General features: G+C 67.3%; 9 protein-coding genes and 1 pseudogene. 4 read left to right on the forward strand and 6 right to left on the reverse strand.

What is annotated here, in order from left to right; all coding sequences use genetic code 11:
• Positions 1-190 precede the first annotated feature (190 nt).
• The 3 genes and pseudogenes from VD972_RS28875 (at position 191) to VD972_RS28885 (ending at position 3,628) form a co-directional block, all read left to right on the forward strand.
• Positions 191-1,114, forward strand: coding sequence for a TPR end-of-group domain-containing protein (locus VD972_RS28875; RefSeq protein ID WP_324991979.1), 924 nt, complete (start codon positions 191-193; stop codon positions 1,112-1,114).
• 86 nt (positions 1,115-1,200) lie between these two features.
• Positions 1,201-1,515: pseudogene (locus VD972_RS28880) on the forward strand (alpha/beta hydrolase); the annotation flags it as partial.
• A gap of 70 nt (positions 1,516-1,585) precedes the next feature.
• Positions 1,586-3,628 carry a radical SAM protein gene (locus tag VD972_RS28885; protein WP_324991980.1) on the forward strand — a complete coding sequence of 681 codons (2,043 nt, stop codon included), beginning with the start codon at positions 1,586-1,588 and terminating at the stop codon, positions 3,626-3,628.
• Between the two features lie 27 nt (positions 3,629-3,655).
• Here VD972_RS28885 and VD972_RS28890 read toward each other — a convergent pair whose 3' ends face one another.
• The 6 genes from VD972_RS28890 to VD972_RS28915 form a co-directional block, all read right to left on the reverse strand.
• On the reverse strand, positions 3,656-5,065 hold the full coding sequence (locus VD972_RS28890) for a family 2B encapsulin nanocompartment shell protein (RefSeq protein ID WP_324991981.1): 1,410 nt from the start codon (positions 5,063-5,065) through the stop codon (positions 3,656-3,658).
• Between the two features lie 44 nt (positions 5,066-5,109).
• Positions 5,110-6,501, reverse strand: coding sequence for a family 2B encapsulin nanocompartment shell protein (locus tag VD972_RS28895; RefSeq protein WP_324991982.1), 1,392 nt, complete (start codon positions 6,499-6,501; stop codon positions 5,110-5,112).
• The gene (locus VD972_RS28900; protein ID WP_324991983.1) at positions 6,488-8,809 is read right to left on the reverse strand and encodes a family 2 encapsulin nanocompartment cargo protein terpene cyclase; all 2,322 of its coding nucleotides are present in this window, start codon (positions 8,807-8,809) and stop codon (positions 6,488-6,490) included. The genes VD972_RS28895 and VD972_RS28900 overlap by 14 nt, the downstream gene beginning before the upstream one ends.
• A gap of 285 nt (positions 8,810-9,094) precedes the next feature.
• Positions 9,095-10,285 (reverse strand): hypothetical protein, encoded by a 1,191-nt coding sequence (locus tag VD972_RS28905; RefSeq protein ID WP_324991984.1) that lies wholly within the window; start codon positions 10,283-10,285, stop codon positions 9,095-9,097.
• A 207-nt stretch (positions 10,286-10,492) separates the two neighbouring features.
• Positions 10,493-12,532: a LysM peptidoglycan-binding domain-containing protein gene (locus VD972_RS28910; protein WP_324991985.1), complete on the reverse strand. Its 2,040-nt coding sequence runs from the start codon at positions 12,530-12,532 to the stop codon at positions 10,493-10,495.
• Positions 12,533-12,866: 334 nt separating this feature from the next.
• Complete coding sequence (locus VD972_RS28915) at positions 12,867-13,946, reverse strand: hypothetical protein (protein ID WP_324991986.1); 1,080 nt, start codon at positions 13,944-13,946, stop codon at positions 12,867-12,869.
• Between the two features lie 201 nt (positions 13,947-14,147).
• Between VD972_RS28915 and VD972_RS28920 the strand changes: the two genes are divergently transcribed.
• Positions 14,148-16,205 (forward strand): protein kinase domain-containing protein (locus VD972_RS28920; protein WP_324991987.1); only part of this gene is annotated, 2,058 nt, incomplete at its 3' end.

Raw genomic sequence — 16,205 nt, forward strand, 5'->3', positions numbered from 1 at the left:
GCGCCTCTATGCATATGGGTTATCGCCCTGCAGCGAGCACGGTTGCTGATCGCTTCACAGATTCCGTCCTGCAAAGCCCGCGACGAGAAAAAGCCTGTCGATTCAGGCACTTGCTCAGGGCTCGGCGGAGGCAAGCGAGGTGTGGCTCGGCCTGTCCCGCTGCGTTGAGGTCACAGTATAAGGAGCTGGCATGCGCCGACTCTTCTCGTGTCTCCTGCTCCTGACGTTGGCCTGCGCGACTGCGCCGGCCACCCCTGCAGCTTCCTCTTCCGCGACGGCGGCCGCCTCCGTGCCCGCGCTCCCTCATATGGAGCCGCCCGCCTCGCCTCCGCCGGGGGCGAAGTGGGTCCGCCGCGCCGAGAGGCTGATGGATGAGAAGGCGCCGGATCAGGCGCTCCCGCTGTACCAGCAAGCCTGGGATGCGGGGGATCGACGGGAGAACATCGCCTATGGCGCCGCATGCGCCGCGGCCCTGCTTGGGCGCAAGGGCGAGGCGATGACCTGGCTGGAGCGCTCCGTGGAGCTCGGCTTTCGCGACGTGGAGTGGATGAAGCAGGACACGGATCTCACCTCGGTTCACGCAGAGCAGGCCTTCACCGCGCTGATGGCTCGGATCCCCACGCTCCCTCTGCCCATGAAGAACGAAGGCTCCCATCCCGAGCTGATTCGGCTCGTGGATGAGGACCAGAAGGACCGTCGCGGCCACAACGCCCCCTCGGGCCCCGAGGAGTGGAAGCAGGTCGCCGAGCGCGACCGTCAGCGTCGCCAGCGTGTGCGCGAGCTGCTGGACGCGGGCGCGGCGAAGACGGGCGCGGACTTCTTCGCGGCGGCGCTCGTCTTCCAGCACGGGGACACGCTCGAGGACTTTGCCCGGGCGCGTGAGCTGGCCGCCGAGGCCGCACGCAAGGGCCACCCCGTGGGGCTCTGGCTCACCGCGGCAACGTGGGACCGCTGGCTGATGCATGCCGGCCAGCCACAGCGCTTCGGCACCCAGTACCAGCTCGACCAGGCCACGAAGCAGATGCGCCTGTACACCGTGGATCCGAGCGTGACGGACTCGGAGCGAGAGCGCTGGGGTTTCCCGCCCCTCGCTGAGATTCCCCAGAGCATGTAAGGGGCGCCCAAAAGGAATGTGCTCGGTCCAGCCCAGCACGTGCTGAGAGGTGGCTCTAGCCCCCCGTCACGACATTCTTCACGCAGGTCCTGAGCGATATCCGTGACACGTGCGCGGCCTGGGCTTTGGAGCCCTTGGACGCTTGCGCTCTGGAGCCCGTGGAGAGCGACACGCCGGCGCTGGTGATGTCGGGTCAGTTCGACATCACCACGCCACCCGAGCTGGGGATGCAGGTGCACCAGCATCTGGACAACGGCTTCTTCTTCGAGTTCCCCGCCATGGGCCACGTGGTGCTGGGGTCCTGTGCGCTGAGCCTGATGGGCTCCTTCCTGGAAGATCCCACGACGAAGCCGGATGACACCTGCGTCAAGGCGCTCAAGCTCTCGTTCGTGACGCCGTAGAACCAGTACGATGTTGTCCGCTCCTGCTCTTGCTCCTGCGTCGCGATCCGCTCGGCTCCCGAGGTTCCATATGCAGCCCATCCCTGACTGGCGCCCTCACGCCCTCGATGGCGCTCTCCTCTGGTTCCACCGGAAGACGGGCACGAACCTCCGAATGGATGGCCCGCGCACCCGCCACCTGCGGCGCAGAGCACCCCGGCTCGTCCTGTTCGGCATTACCAACGCCTGCAACCTCGCCTGCTCCTTCTGTTCGCGAGACCGGGAGGCCCGGAGCGAATGGACGGTGGATTCGGCCTTCGAGGTCTTGTCGGGCCTGGCCCGCGCGGGCACCCTCGAGGTCGCCTTCGGTGGGGGTGAGCCGCTGGCCTTCCGGGGCTTCGATGAGCTGGTCCGCCGGCTCGCGAGCGAGACGCCGCTCGCAGTCCATCTCACCACCAACGGGACGCTGCTCTCCGAGGAGCGCCTGGCGCGGCTGTCTCCACACCTGGGAGAGGTCCGCGTGTCGCTCTACGATGACAACGACTGGGAGGCATGCATCCAACGCCTCGACGACGCGGGGCAGACGTTTGGCGCGAACATCCTCGCCACTCCGGACCGGGTGCCCGTGCTGTCGGCGCAACTCCGGACACTTCACCAGCTCGGCTGCCGCGATGCCGCCGTGTTGCGCTACGTCGGGAACGACCCGCGGCTCCGGCTGAGTGCGGCGGACGAGGCCCGGCTCACGGCCGTGCTCGCCGAGAGTCCCCTCCGTACGCGGCTGTCGGTCTGTTTCGGCGACACCCTGGTGGAGGTCCCTCGGCTCTTTGGCGGCGACTGCGGCGCAGGCCTGGACTTCGTCACCCTCACCTCCGACCGGCGGCTGAAGGCCTGCTCCTTCCAGGGCTCGGGCATCCCGGTCGCCTCGGCGGACGAGGTGCTTGCGGCGTGGAGCGGGCGGCGGGAGGTGCTGTCGGCCCCTTCGCCACTCCAGGGCTGCGCGCGAGCGGCCGCACCGCGGGCGGACGCGCTTCCTGATGGGGTCCGCATCTGGCGCGGGTTCTCGGGAAACAACAGCGGCGACTGTGTGCTGGTGGGACGCTTCGAGACCTTCGAGGAGGCCAGCACCTATGTCGAAGCGCTCCTCCCCGACTGGAAGGCCGGGAGCCTCTACCCCGAGCGCTGGCGGGAGCTGCTGGCCGCAGAGGGCATCCAGGCTGGAAACGACGAGTACTCACCGGACGTGATCACGTCCATCGGCCGCACGGTCATGCTCCACACGGACACGGCGCTGCAGGATGACTTCCCTTCTCTGCGGGCCTTGCTCTGGAAGCGGAAGGGGCATGCAGTCAGCTCTGTGATCCACGGACACGAGCCGCTGGTGCTGTTGACCGGGTTCGGCTTGAAGGAGGGCGGCTCGCTGGACGAGCTGGAGTACGCACTGGCCCGCGACGAGCTCTGGCCCTTCGTCCGACATGCGAACCAGCTCTATGGACTCGTCACCTTCTGGGGCAACGCCCGTGGAGACAAGTCCCTCGATACACGCGTGGAGAAGCTGAAGGCCCTCGCCCGGGAATGTGGCGCGTTTGTCTCGGCGGAGATCGTCCGGAAGCCTGAGGAGCCACGACTCGAGCAGCACCTCGCGTCCCGAGGCCCCAAGGCGGGACGGTCGCGCATGTGGGCCAGCTTCAAGTCAGCCGAGGCCGCGTCCCGCTACGCGCGCGATCTGAGCGGCACGCTCACCGTTGCCGGCAGGTATGTCCTGTTCGAGGAGGACCACTTCGGGCCACGGCTGGGATTTCTCGCCCATCGGCAGGGTGGCACGGCGCAGGTGCTCACCAGCAGGCGCGTCATCGTGACGGGCACCTTCTCGCAGGAGAAGCCCGAGCCGCCTGACATCGTTCCGTACTTGCGGCCGTACCTGACGCCCAATGACCGGCTAGAGAAAGACCACCGAGCGGGGTGGAGCACCGTCGAGGTCAACACCCAGGAGCCAGGGCGTGTGTTGAAAGGGCTCATCGAGCTGGAGGTGCTCCTGGGAGTCCAGGCCTGGATCCAGGTGGAGCCGGACGATCCGCTCGCGGAGGCGCTGCACCGCATCCGCGAAGACCTGAAGGCGGCCACCCGGCGGCGGTGACGACGACGACCTCCTCCTCCTCTAGATTCAGCGCCCGAGCTCGACGTTCTCGAGGACTCCGAGCGCGTCGGGGACGAGGAGGGCTGCCGAGAAGTAGACGCTGACGAGGTAGGAGGTGATGGCCTGGTCGCTGATGTCCATGCATCGGACGGAAAGGCTGGGCTCGACCTCGTCCGGGATGCCGGCGTTATGGAGGCCCACGACGCCCTGGTCCTCCTGCCCGGTACGCAGCACGAGGATGGAGCTCGTGCGGCTCTCGGTGATGGGGATCTTGTCACAAGGCAGCAGGGGGACGCCGCGCCAGCCGATGAACTTGCTGCCGTGCACCTCGACGACAGATGGGTAGAGGCCGCGGCGGGTGCACTCCTGGCCGAACGCGGCGATGGTGCGCGGGTGAGCCAGGAAGAATCGCGACTTCCTGCGCCGGCTGAGCAGATCGTCCAGATCGTCCGGGGTCGGCGGCCCGCTGCGAGCATGGATGCGCTGCTTGAGGTCGGCGTTGTGCAGGAGCCCGAAGTCCCGATTGTTGATCAGCTCGTACTCCTGCCGCTCGCGGAGGGCCTCTCGGGTCAGCCGGAGCTGTTGCTCCACCTGATTCATCGGGTCGTTGAACAGATCGGACACGCGGGTGTGGATGTTGAGCACGGTCTGCGCCACGCTCAGCTCATACTCTCGGGGCCTGAGCTCGTAGTTGACGAAGGTGCCCGGCAGCTCCGGCTCGCCCGAGTGGCCGGCGGCCAGCTGGATGGCGGCCTGCCCCATCTTGTCCTGAGGCTTTCGCAAGCGCTCCTTGAACTTCTCGACGTGGGCGTGCAGCGCCGGCGACTGCTTGATCAACCCCTCGAACACCTGCTGCGGCAGCACCAACACCGTGCAGGGGGTGAGCGCCTTGACCGTGAAGGTCCAGCGATCGTTCGATTCCACCACCGCCTGATCACCGAAGTGGTCGCCGTCGCCCAGCACATCGAGGGTGACCGGGTCGCCATACTTCCCCACGCTCTGCTTGTTGGCCTTGCCATGGGCGATCAGGAACACCTGCTCGGCAGGCTGGCCGGCCTCGACGATCAGCTCACCGGCCTTGAACTCCTTCTGGACGAACTGGCGCGCCAGTGTGCCGAGCATTGCCTCGTCGCTGTCGAAGCCGCGCAGCAGCGGCAGCTTGCCGAGCTCCTGGGGAATGACCTCCACCTTGGCGCCGATGTTGCTGAAGTTGAGGCGATCGTCACCCGCCGCGTAGCTCAGGCGGCGGTTGACGCGATACACGCCACCGGACACCTGCACCCAGGGCAGCATCCGCAGCAGCCACCGGGGAGAGATGCCCTGCATCTGCGGCTGCGACTTGGTCGTTGTCGCCAGCTGACGGGCAGCAGCCGTGCTCAGGCTCGTCTGCTGCTTCTCGAGTTCATTTCCACTGCCCGTCTTTACTGTGTTCGCCATGAGGTGCCTCTCAAAGGTGTCTGCGTGGATGACACGTGCGACTGCTAGCTGCGGCCGATCTCGACGCTCTCGAGGATGCCGAGCGCGTCGGGGATCAGCACGGCCGTGGAGAAGTAGGTGCTGACCAGGTAGGAGATGACCGCCTGCTCGTTGATGCCCATGAACCGGACATTGAGGCTGGGCTCGATCTCGTCAGGGATGCCGGCCTGGTGCAGGCCGACGACGCCCTGGTTCTTCTCACCCGTGCGCATCAGGAGGATGGAGCTGGTACGGGAGTCGGTGATGGGGATCTTGTTGCAGGGGAAGATGGGGATGCCGCGCCAGGCGGGGACCATGTTGCCGCTCAGATCGACGCTGGTGGGGTAGATCCCGCGGCGGCTGCACTCCTGACCGAACGCGGCGATGGCGCGGGGGTGCGCCAGGAAGAACGACGGATCCTTCCACACGGTGGCCAGCAGCTCGTCCATGTCATCAGGGGTCGGCGGCCCGCTGCGGGTGTGGATGCGCTGCTTGAGATCGGCGTTGTGCAGGAGCCCGAACTCGCGGTTGTTGACGAGCTCATGCTCCTTGCGCTCCTTCAGCGCCTCGACGGTCAGCCGGAGCTGATGCTCGGTCTGGTTCATCGGCTCGTTGAACAGGTCGGCGACGCGGCTGTGGATCTGGAGCACGGTCTGCGCCACGCTCAGCTCATACTCACGAGGCGACGTCTCGTAATCGACGAAGGTGCCCGGCAGGACGGGCTCTCCCGAGTGGCCAGCGGCCAGCTCGATGGCGGCCTGGCCTGACGTGTCCTGCTTCTTCTTCGAGAGGGCCTTGAAGTTCGCGATGTGCTTCTGCAGCGACGGGGACTGGGCGACCACCGCCTCGAATGCGGACTGCTGCAGCATCAGCACCGTGCAGGGGGTGAGCGCCTTGGCCGTGAACTGCCAGTAGTCCTGCGACTCCAGCAGGGCCTGATAGCTGTAGTGGTCGCCATCCGCCAGCACCTCGAGCACGGTCTGATCGCCGTACTTGCTGACGCCGATCTTGTTCACCTTGCCGTGGGCGATCAGGCAGATCGAATCCGCCTCCTTGCCGGCCTCGGTGATCACCTCACCGGCCTTGAAGTCCTTCTGCACGAAGCGGCTCGCCAGGGCGGTCAGCACCTCGACGTCGTCAAAGCCGCGCAGCAGCGGCAGCTCACAGAGCTCCTGAGGGATGACCTGCACCTTCGCGCCGGTGCTGGTGAAGGTCACCCGGCCGTCGCCGACGGCATAGGTCATCCGGCGGTTGACGCGATACACGCCGCCGGACACCTGCACCCACGGCAACAGCTTCAGCAGCCACCGGGAGGAGATGCCCTGCATCTGCGGGGCGGACTTGGTCGTCGTCGCCAGCTGGCGCGCCGCCGCTGTCCCGAGGCTCAGCTGCTGCTTCTCTGCGTCACTTGTTGCCATGACTCACCTTCTCTCTCTGGGTAGAAGAAACGGAGGGTTGACTGATACTGAATCCAGGCCGGGCGCCACCGAGCAGCGACGCGATGCGCGCAGCCGAGGTGCCCAGCCCGGTGGGAGTCCCGAACACCCGGCCTGGCTTCCGGGTGTTGCGCAGCTCGAATTCCTTGTAGCGGTCCACGGTCTGATGCCACCGCAGCACGCCGGCCATCCACTGCTGCAGCTTCTCGACGTACTTGTGCAGCTTCTCCTGGGCCTGGGTGTCCAGGCCAAAGTCCTGGACAAGGGCCGGCAGCTCGGTGGCAACGGTGTGTTCGAACTGTTGCATCCGGACGGTCATCAGGTCGTTGACGACCCCGACGGCCCGTGGCGCATCGAGGTCGAGGAAGCGCTGAACGACCAGCACGCAGTTGTTGAGCTCGCCCTCGAACTCGATCTCTTTCTGGTAGGAGAAGATGTCGTTGGTCAAGCAGGCGTAGTCGGCGGCCGAGTTCTCGAGCCCACGCACCGGCCGGGTATGGAAGATCCCGGGCGGTATCGCGTCGCCGTGGGCCAGCCGCGAAAGGCTCATCGTGAGATCCGAGCCAAACGTCTTCCGGCGCATCTCTACGTAGTCGACCGGGTCCGGGATCCGGTTCTGGATCAGGTTGGCGAGCTCCCACAACCAGCTCTCGGTCATGTCCTGGATGGCCTTGCGGAAGAGCCGCCGCGCGTGCTCGGACAGCGAGCCAGCCGTGCGCGCCCACAGGTCGGCCAGGCCGCGCTCCACCGGGTTGGTGGGAACCGCGGCGGCGGTGCTGGGGTCGTCCGGCATGAATGCCGTCAGCCGGGCGTTGAACGCCTTCGCACCCGCCATGTCCCGGGTGTGCCCGTAGAGCGCCGGGAAGTAGTCGTCGGCGTACGTCCCCCAGACGAGCCACCCGGCCGTCAGGTTGAGCTCGGGGCCGGACGCGCCTGGATTGATCAACGCACCGCACAGGGCCACGTCGGCCACGTCGAACTTGTGATCGTCCCAGATGTAGACGCCGGGCATGCCAGGCAGCGTGTCCAGCATCCCCATCTCGCGCGCCCACGCCTTGGAGTGCTTCCGCGAGGCGTCCAGGTGGGGGCTCAGCGTCGTCGTGTACGGCATGTAGAACTTGGGCAGCTTCACCGGGCCCACAGGCTGGTATGGGACATGAGTGAAGCTCTTGAACCGTCCCAGGCCCAGCGCGCCGGGCGAGAGGGGGAGGCGCGCCGCCGAAGTCCCCAGGCCTGTCGGGCCGAGGGACCAGCTCGACGAATTCCCGGAGCCGCTCTTCATGTAGCGGCTCGAGCGCATGTGCCACTCGTGGCCGCCGGACTGCCAGTCCTGGAGTCCTCGGATATAGGTGAGGACACTCGCCTGCTCCAGCGGGTTCAGGCCGAACTCCGCGAAGAGCGAGGGCAGCTCGGTCACGGCGGTGTTCTCGAACTGGTGGAGCCGGGACGTGAGGATGTCGTTGGTCAGGTTGGCGGCGCGTTGCGGATCGACGCCCAGGAAGCGCTCGAGCACCAGGACACAGTTGGCGAGCTCTCCCTCCTCCTGGATCTCGCGCTGGTAGGAGAACAGATCGTTGCGCAGGTGCACTCCGTCGGAGAACGTATCCTTGAGGACGCGCATCGGCCGGGAGGCAGCGATCCGGTCTGGGATCTCGACAAAGACGGCGTGCTCCACGAGGTCCGCTGACCAGGGGGCCCCGCCGACCTTCCGGCGCATCTCGATGTACTCGATGGGGTTCGAGACCCGGCGCTCGGTGATGTTGGACAGCTCCCACGTGGACTCTTCGAGCAGGTTCTTGGTGCTCTCGAAGAACCGGCGCCGCCATTCCAGGGACTTGGTGGGGGCAGTTCGGGCCCACAGATCGATCAGGCCTCGCTCCACCGGGTTGGTGGGCTCCGGTGGAGGGGAGAGGTCGACCGGCATGAACGCAGGAAGCCTGTCGAGATACTTCTTCGCGCCCGCCTGATCCTTGGGGCGCTTGTAGACCTCGAGGAAGTGATCATCGAAGTAGAAGACCCAGACGTACCAGTCGGTCACCAGGTCCAGCTCCGGGCCCGGAGCTTCGGGATGGGTGTACGCGCAGAGCAGGGCGTAGTCCATGGCATCGAACTTCGCCTCACTCCAGATCTCGGGGATGTTGCTCTCTTTGGGCGTATCCAGGATCCCCATCTGACGCGCCCACGCCTTGGAGTGCGTCCGGGCTCCATCGAGGTGGGGGTTCAGGCGCGCCGGCCACGGGACATAGAACTCTGGCAATTCAAAGGGCTGCTTACCTTGCGCCTTCGCCATGGGTGCACCTCATCGAGCCAACAGCGCCGATGGCATTAGCACGTGGCGGGCCAAGTGGCACGCAGTGGGGAGATGCTCCTCGTCCCGGGCCAGGGCCATGCCCTACGGCGATGACGCACCCCTGAGGGAGAAGCGGCTGACGTGTCAGCTCTTGGGAGAGGTGACATGTCAGCGCCCGTTCTGACGTGTCAGCCCCGAGCCATGGCCGCCACGAGGACGGACTTAACGACCCCAGGATGCTCCTCATCAGCCAAGACCTGAGGCTGGGTCACTCGTGCTCTGGCATTAGCGGGTGAAGGCCACGACGAAGGATCGTCGGTGCACCTGGAGCGGATCACACGCGCCTGCTCCAGCCTGCTTGTCGACCACCACTCCCGCCACTCGCACACCGTGGAGGGGGTGCGAGGCCAACGACGTGACATGGAGCTCGCAGCCTTCGGGGGCCCACGGCCTGAGTGTCTGCATCCACCGCGTCCGCCCTTCCCACGAGAGCGCCACCACTGAGGCCGTCTGCGTATCTCCATCCAGGACGAGGACGACACCGCTGGAGTCCGTCGCGAACTTGTCACTGATGCGCAGCTCCGGGACGCCCGTGCCCACCGCGCGCAGTGGCTCACCCTGCGCCGTCAGCCGTAGCAGCACGAGATCATTTCCCGCCGGCAGCGTGCTCTCCCCGAAGGAGAAGCCCTGCCCCTGCACCCGTTGCCCCACCACTCCCAGCTCACCCCCGGGCAGCACCGCTGGGGGGCCCACGATGTGGATGGGCAGCGTGCGCGTCCACAGCACGTCGAAGGTCTCGGCTCGGCGGCTGAGGACGGTCGTACCCTCATTCCAGGACAGCATCGTTCCCGTGCCCTCGTGCAGCAGCTGGAGCTGGGGCATGGGAACCCTGCCGACGGGGAACTCGTGGACGAGCTGGCCGCTGGTGTTGAACCGCTTCATCGAGGGCCAGTAGGTCCCCTTGCAGCGGTGGCACAGCTGCGACACCCAGACATCGCTTCCCCACGCGGTGACTCCGACCGCTACGTCCCCGGTGGACAGGCTGCGGGTGCATTGCCCCCGTTCATCGAGGAAGAGCAGCCGGTCCCCGCCGCCCACCTGCGCCTGGGCACACCCAAAGTCGATGTTGGAGCCCCAGGCGCTCCACTCGTCCGAGTTGACGACGAGGAAGCCATTCCCGAGCGGCTTCACCGCGTAGTTCCAGGGATAGTATCGGTCGTCGTCGGTCGGCGCCTTCCCGGGCACCTGGCGTCGCCACTGCTCCTGGCCTTCCAGGTTCCATCCCAGCAGCTCGATAGAGGCGAGCTGTCGCTGCTCGGGCTCCCAGGGAAGTAGGAAGAGAGAGAGCATCCCCGTCACGCCCGCATCATTGAGCGCGACATGGGCCTTCCAAGGGTCTTTGATCCCCGCGACCTCACGTGTCCAGAGGTGCTGTCCCTCCGGCGCGCTCTCAGGCTGCGCTCCGGGGGCGGGCACCGCACTGTCCGAAAGCGGAAGCTCCGCTCCGGGTGCACATGCCCACACGCATAACAGCAGCCCCCACGCCCGCCTTCTCATCCACGCCTCCGTGCCAGCCCCGTCCCGTCCGATGGGGTAAGCACCTTCATACGAGAGTGCAATCACGCGGGCTGCAGGCTGGCCCGGAGCGAGTCAGCCTGCTTGCTTGAACGAGACCTGCCTGGCTCACGCCAGGGCGGTGAACGACGGGTTGCCACCGGTCTGGCTGAAGTAGAGCGCGAGCTGCTCCTTCGTCATCTCCACCGGGCCCCGCGCGTAGAGCGGGTCGGCGACGATGTACTTGCCGTCGGCCGTCTTGCCCAGGATGGAGATCAGGTGGCCCGTGGTGCCCGTGCCGTAGGCCCCGGGACCGACACCGCCCGGGAACTGCTGCTTCCAGGCCAGCCCATCACCGCCCTCGTCGCTCACCCAGCCTCCGGCCATCACCGGGTGCCCCGCCTCAAGCTGCGCGTCGAGATCACCCCAGGTCTCGCCGTAGATGGGGTTGCCTCCCGCCGCGCGGACGCCATCGGCCACCATCGTGCCGCCGGTGTACTCGGAGTCTCGATCGAGCTGCGGCACCTGCTGGCCGTTGGCGTCGGTCACGTAGGTGAACTCGGCCTCGCGACCGGGGCTCATCAGCGCGCGCGCGTAGTCTACCTGCTGCTCCTTGCTAAGCCCCGGCGGCATCCGGCCCGTGTAGGCCATTCCCATCGCCAGGCTGGCCGGGCCGCAGTTGGTGCTGTGGGACGGGCCCGTGGGGTTGTACGTCCCCTCGGTGAACTGGCAGATGAAGGCCTCCTCCGGAGACATCACTCCCCCTGGCGTGGAGGTGCTCGGCTCGGCCGGCCCGTCAGTCGAAGGCGTCTCTGGGCTGGAGCCCGGGGTGCCCGCCCCGTACTGCGGCACGTGGATCTGCTGGTCCGGATAGATGAGATCCGGGTTCTCGATCTGCGGATTCATCCGCACGATGTCGTTGAGGACCGTCTGCGCATCCGGCACGCCCCCATTCTCGGCGCTGATCTGCGCGGCCACCTGCGAGAGCGTATCCCCCGGCTTCACCGTATAGGTGCCCTGCCCCTGGGCGCTGCCCGCGCCTGATGCCGCACCCTCCGGCGAGGCCTCCTCCGGAGAAGCCTCCTCCGCAGCCTGCGGGTCCTCCGCGGGGGCCGAGGAGGACTGCGCGGAGAGCCCACGCTCCTTCAGCTCGCCGTTGAGCGCCTCCAGGTTCCGGGCCGTCTTCTGCAGATCCTCCACGAACTTCGGGTCCTGCATCCGCGAGGGATCCTTCTGCGCCTGCGCCATCAGCTCGTCGTAGTGCGCCTGCTGCTCGGCCTGCTCGGTGGTCAGTGCCGGGTCACTGAGGTCATCGAGCGCATCCGCGTACTTCACGGGTGACGTGGACGGATCGTCCACCACGCGCTGCGCCTTCTCGCTCCGCACCGCCGCCAGGCGCTCCTCCAGCGCCGCTCGCTCGGTCGGGTTGTCCGCGCTCTCGATGCCCTTCTGGAGACGGCGCTCCTCGGCGCGCAGGGCTGCGTCATCCAGGTTCTTGAGCGCACGGGCCACCCGCTCGGGCGAGGCGTTGGGATCGGCCAGGATCCGCCGGGACTTCTCCTCCTTGAGAGAGGCGATGCGCTCCCGGGCTTCCCGCGCAGCGTCGGCGTCCTTCACCGGCCCGCTCTTCGCGTCCTCGAGGATCTCCTTCTGCTTCTGCAGCTCGGCGTCCAGCTCCTCGTCCGACAGGCCCTGCAGCTTCTGCTCGTAGACGAACTCCTTCAGCGACTCTTGCAGCGTCTCCAGCTGCTTCTTGTCGAGGTGCAGTGGGGACGTCCCCGGGGTGAGCAGACTCTCGAGGACCTCCTTCGCCTTCAGATTCCGCCCCGAGAGCGGATCCTGGAGAGAGTCTGCCGCGCGGCTCAGCACACCCCGCTGCTCCTCGCCCAGCTTCACCGGCAACCGCCCATCTCCAAGCAGATCCACGATGCGTCTCAGCGCGCGCCCATCGCTCGGTGTGAACCGGCCACTCTGCGTGCCCTGCTGCACAGCCGGGCTCAACGGCCGGCCCTTCAGCTCGACCAGCTGCCTCTGCCGCCCATCCAGGCCGTCCTTCACCTGAAATGGAGCAGGCGAGGCCTTGGGAGGGACAGCAACCTGGGCGACGGGCTTGGGCTCGGCGGGCTTGAGGACACGCTCAGAGGTGGCGACAGAAGATCCGGTGCGCATGGCATTCATCCTGTGGGAAGGCCGCTCCGAAGCGCGGCGGGTATGCCATGTCCCCACTGCACCCCTCATGCCGTGACATGTCGCAGAGGAGGATGAAGAGCAGTCCCCAAGAACTTGAGGAACTTGCAATCAAGTTTCGAGAAGGAGCGGCCCCGAGGTGGTGAGCGGAGACACCAGACGCGGTGGTGTTTGCAATCACCAGCGATGACAGGAGTCACCTGTCTGGGCTGCGGTTGTATGGAGGGCCAGACGCACAAATGGCGTGCTCCCATGGGCGCAGGTTGCGCCCGGGAGCACGCCATTCCCAGAGAAGAGGGAGAGGAGGCCGGAGGTGCTACTCGGTATACCGGTCCTGCCGCAGGGAGAGCTCCTCCAGCAGGTACTGGCGGGTGTCGTGCCTCAGCCTGTCGTCCTGGAGCGGCAGGCCCTTGAGCTCGGACCAGAGCGCCTTGCGGAGCTTGACGTCGTTGTCCAGCTTGGGGTCCCGGAGCAGCTTGTCGGTGAGCTTCTCCAGCGCCCCGCGGTGCGGCTCCAGCGCCTTGGGCAGCTCCTCCAGCCGCTCGCCGGGGACGAAGCCCCCGTTCTTGATGTCGTCGAAGTCATCCTTGCCAGGACCGATCTTTCCGCCGACGTCCTTGCCGAGATCGATCCCCTCGAGGACCACGCGCTCGGCGAGCTTGAGGTTGATGTAGGCGTCGAGGGCGTCCTTCGACTCGTCCGCCGTCAGCTCCACCTTGTCGGAGAGATCCTTGGAGATCTTCTGGATGTCGCCCCAGCTCTTCACATCCTTGAAGTCGAGCGCGTCGATCAGGCTGCTGGCCTTGCCCTGGGTATCCGCAGACACGTAACCCAAGGGATCCGTGGGGCGGCTCGTTCCAGAGGAGCGAATCCCCAAGGTCTGCGTGGGCGGCGGCGTCTCCCCCGAACCGCCCGCCTTGTCCGAGCTTGTCTGGCCCCCCTTCAGACCGCCTGGGATGGTGCTTCCGGGGGAGTTCTTCAGGAGATCCTTCAGCTGCGGCTCGGCGTACCGCTGGGTCAGGATCTTGGCATCCCGCTTCGACAACCCTCCCGCAACGAAGGAGGCCTGGAGGATCTCGCGTGCCTTGCCCGGATCGCTGGTTCCGAGCGCACTGAGCTTTTCGTCCTTGGCGAAGAAGTTCACCACCTTGTCCGCCACGGCCGTGGACCCCTCCAGCCGCTTCGGCAGGGGACGAACCGAGCCCACTCCTTCGAACCGGGAGCCCCCGGGGACTTTGTTCCCCGCGCTGGCAGACACCCGCTCGAAGCGATCGGCAACCGGGCTGGGCCGGGCGGAAGGCGCCGGCTCCCCCTTGGCGATGCTCGGAGCGACCTGGCTCTTCACCTCGGGGCGCGACACCTGCGGAGGACGGGGGGATTCAATCTTCAGGCTCATGGGCGAAAGCCTCAATCTTCGAAAGGAAGGAGAACAGCGCTCTGGAGAGTTCTCAGGCCACAAGAAAAAAAGTTGCGTCCAAATGGATGGGGTTCGTCCAACCTGCTGGATCCCCTCGGGTTTTCAGATCCCAAGAAGTCTTTTACCCTGGAGTCCCGATAATGGGGAGCTGCCCTCCTCTTTTTGCAGGAAGAACCTCCAATGGAGCACCTGGACCCCGCCGAAATCGCCCGCTTCCTCCGCGGCCAGCTCTCGCCCGAGCGCTCTGCCGAGGTGAACCGGCACCTGGCCACGTGCCAGCCGTGCGCGGAGCGCATGTCCGAGTCGCAGGGCGCCACCGAGGCACCTCCTGAGGAGGTGAGCTATGCCACCGGTGCGGCCTTCGCGACGCCGGCGCGCGCAGTAGAGCCTCCGCGCGAGCCGGCGAAGCCCCGGTGGATCCAGGAGGGGCGGCCGCCCGATCGCGGCGAGCAGGTGGGCCGCTACCTCATTCTGGAGCGCGTGGGTCAGGGCGGCATGGGCATCGTCTATGCCGCGTGGGATCCGGAGCTGGGCCGCCGCGTGGCCATCAAGCTGCTGCGCACCGACAAGCCGCACGCGGAGGGGCGCACGGTGGGGCAGGCCCGGCTGCAGCGCGAGGCCCAGGCCATGGCCCGCCTCAACCACCCGCACGTCATCTCCGTCTACGACGTGGGCACCCTGGGCGAGGGTGTGTTCGTCGCCATGGAGTTCGTGGATGGCACCACGCTCAAGAAGTGGGTGAAGGAGAAGTCGCGAGCCTGGAGCGAGGTGCTCGACACTTTCCTGGCGGCGGGCCGCGGGCTGGCGGGCGCCCATGGGGCAGGGCTCGTCCACCGCGACTTCAAGCCGGACAATGTGCTGATCGGCAAGGACGGGCGGGTGCGCGTCACCGACTTCGGCCTGGCCCGTGAGGCGGGTGAGGGAGAAGAGCAGTCCTCGGTCACGCTCCCCGTGGGGGCGCCGATGGACGAGACGCCGGAGCTGGCCCAACTCACCCAGCAGGGCCATGCCGTGGGCACGCTCATGTACATGTCCCCGGAGCAGCGCCGCGGGGAGGCGCCGGACGCGCGCGCAGACCAGTTCAGCTTCTGCGTGGCGCTCTACTGGGCGCTCTACGGCACCTGGCCCTTTGACAGGCAGCGCTCGTCCCAGCGCGGCCCCGACTCCGGCCCGGGCTCCTCCCATAAGGGCACCTCTCGCCCCAGCAATCGCTCCAACGATCCGCGCCCCGTGGATCCCACCACCGGGGCTTTCGAGCCGCCCAAGGACGCGAAGGTGCCCGCCTTCCTCCGGCAGGCGATCATGCGCGGGCTCTCCCCGGAGCCCAAGGAGCGCTTCCCCTCCATGGAGGCCCTGCTGTCGCGGCTCGAGTACAGGCCGCGGAGGATGCGGCTGGTGGCAGCCGCGGCCAGCCTGGCGCTGGTGGCGGGCGTTGGCGGCTACGCGTGGCTGGCCCACCAGGCCTCCCAGCACCAGGCCCTGCTCTGCACCGGCGCGGAGCAGAAGCTCGCGGGCCTGTGGGACGACGCGGTCCGCAAGGAGATCTCCGAAGCCCTGCTGGCCACCGGCAAGCCCGAGGCCGCCGAGGTGGCCTCGCGAGCCACCCAGATGCTGGACGACTACACGCGCGGCTGGGTGCAGGCGAGCACGGAGGCGTGCCGCGCTACCCGAATCCGCGGGGAGCAGACGGAGGCACTGCTGTCGCTGCGCGTGGTGTGCCTGGAGCGGCGCCTGCAGGACGTGAAGGCCGTCACCGGCGTGCTGAGCACCGTGGACGCCGAACTGCTGCCCAAGGCGGTGGACACCATCGCCCTGCTGCCCTCGCTGCAGGGCTGTGGCGATGTGACGAGCCTGTCCCAGGTGGAGCCCCGGCCCGAGTCGCCCAAGGCCCAAGAGGAGATCGCGCGCATCTCCGGCCAGATCTCGCGGCTCAAGGCGCTGATTGATGCAGGCCGGTACAAGCAGGGCCTGGAGGTAGGGGAGCAGGCGGTGAAGGCGGCCACCGCTCTGGGGTACCGGCCCCTGGAGGCAGAGGCGCTGCTCTGGCATGGCTTCCTGAAGCTGCGCGCGGGTGAGCCCGAGGTCGCGGAGCAGCACCTGGTCCAGTCCTTCCGCACCGCGCTCGCCTCGCGAGACGACGGGGTGATGACGCGCGCCGCGTCCACGCTCGTGTTCGCCATCAGCTCCAACATGAAGCGGCGGGACGACGCGCTCCAGTGGAGCGAGCTGGCGAAGGCC

Origin of the sequence: Hyalangium sp. (assembly GCF_035629615.1) — a bacterium.
Lineage (GTDB): Bacteria > Myxococcota > Myxococcia > Myxococcales > Myxococcaceae > Hyalangium.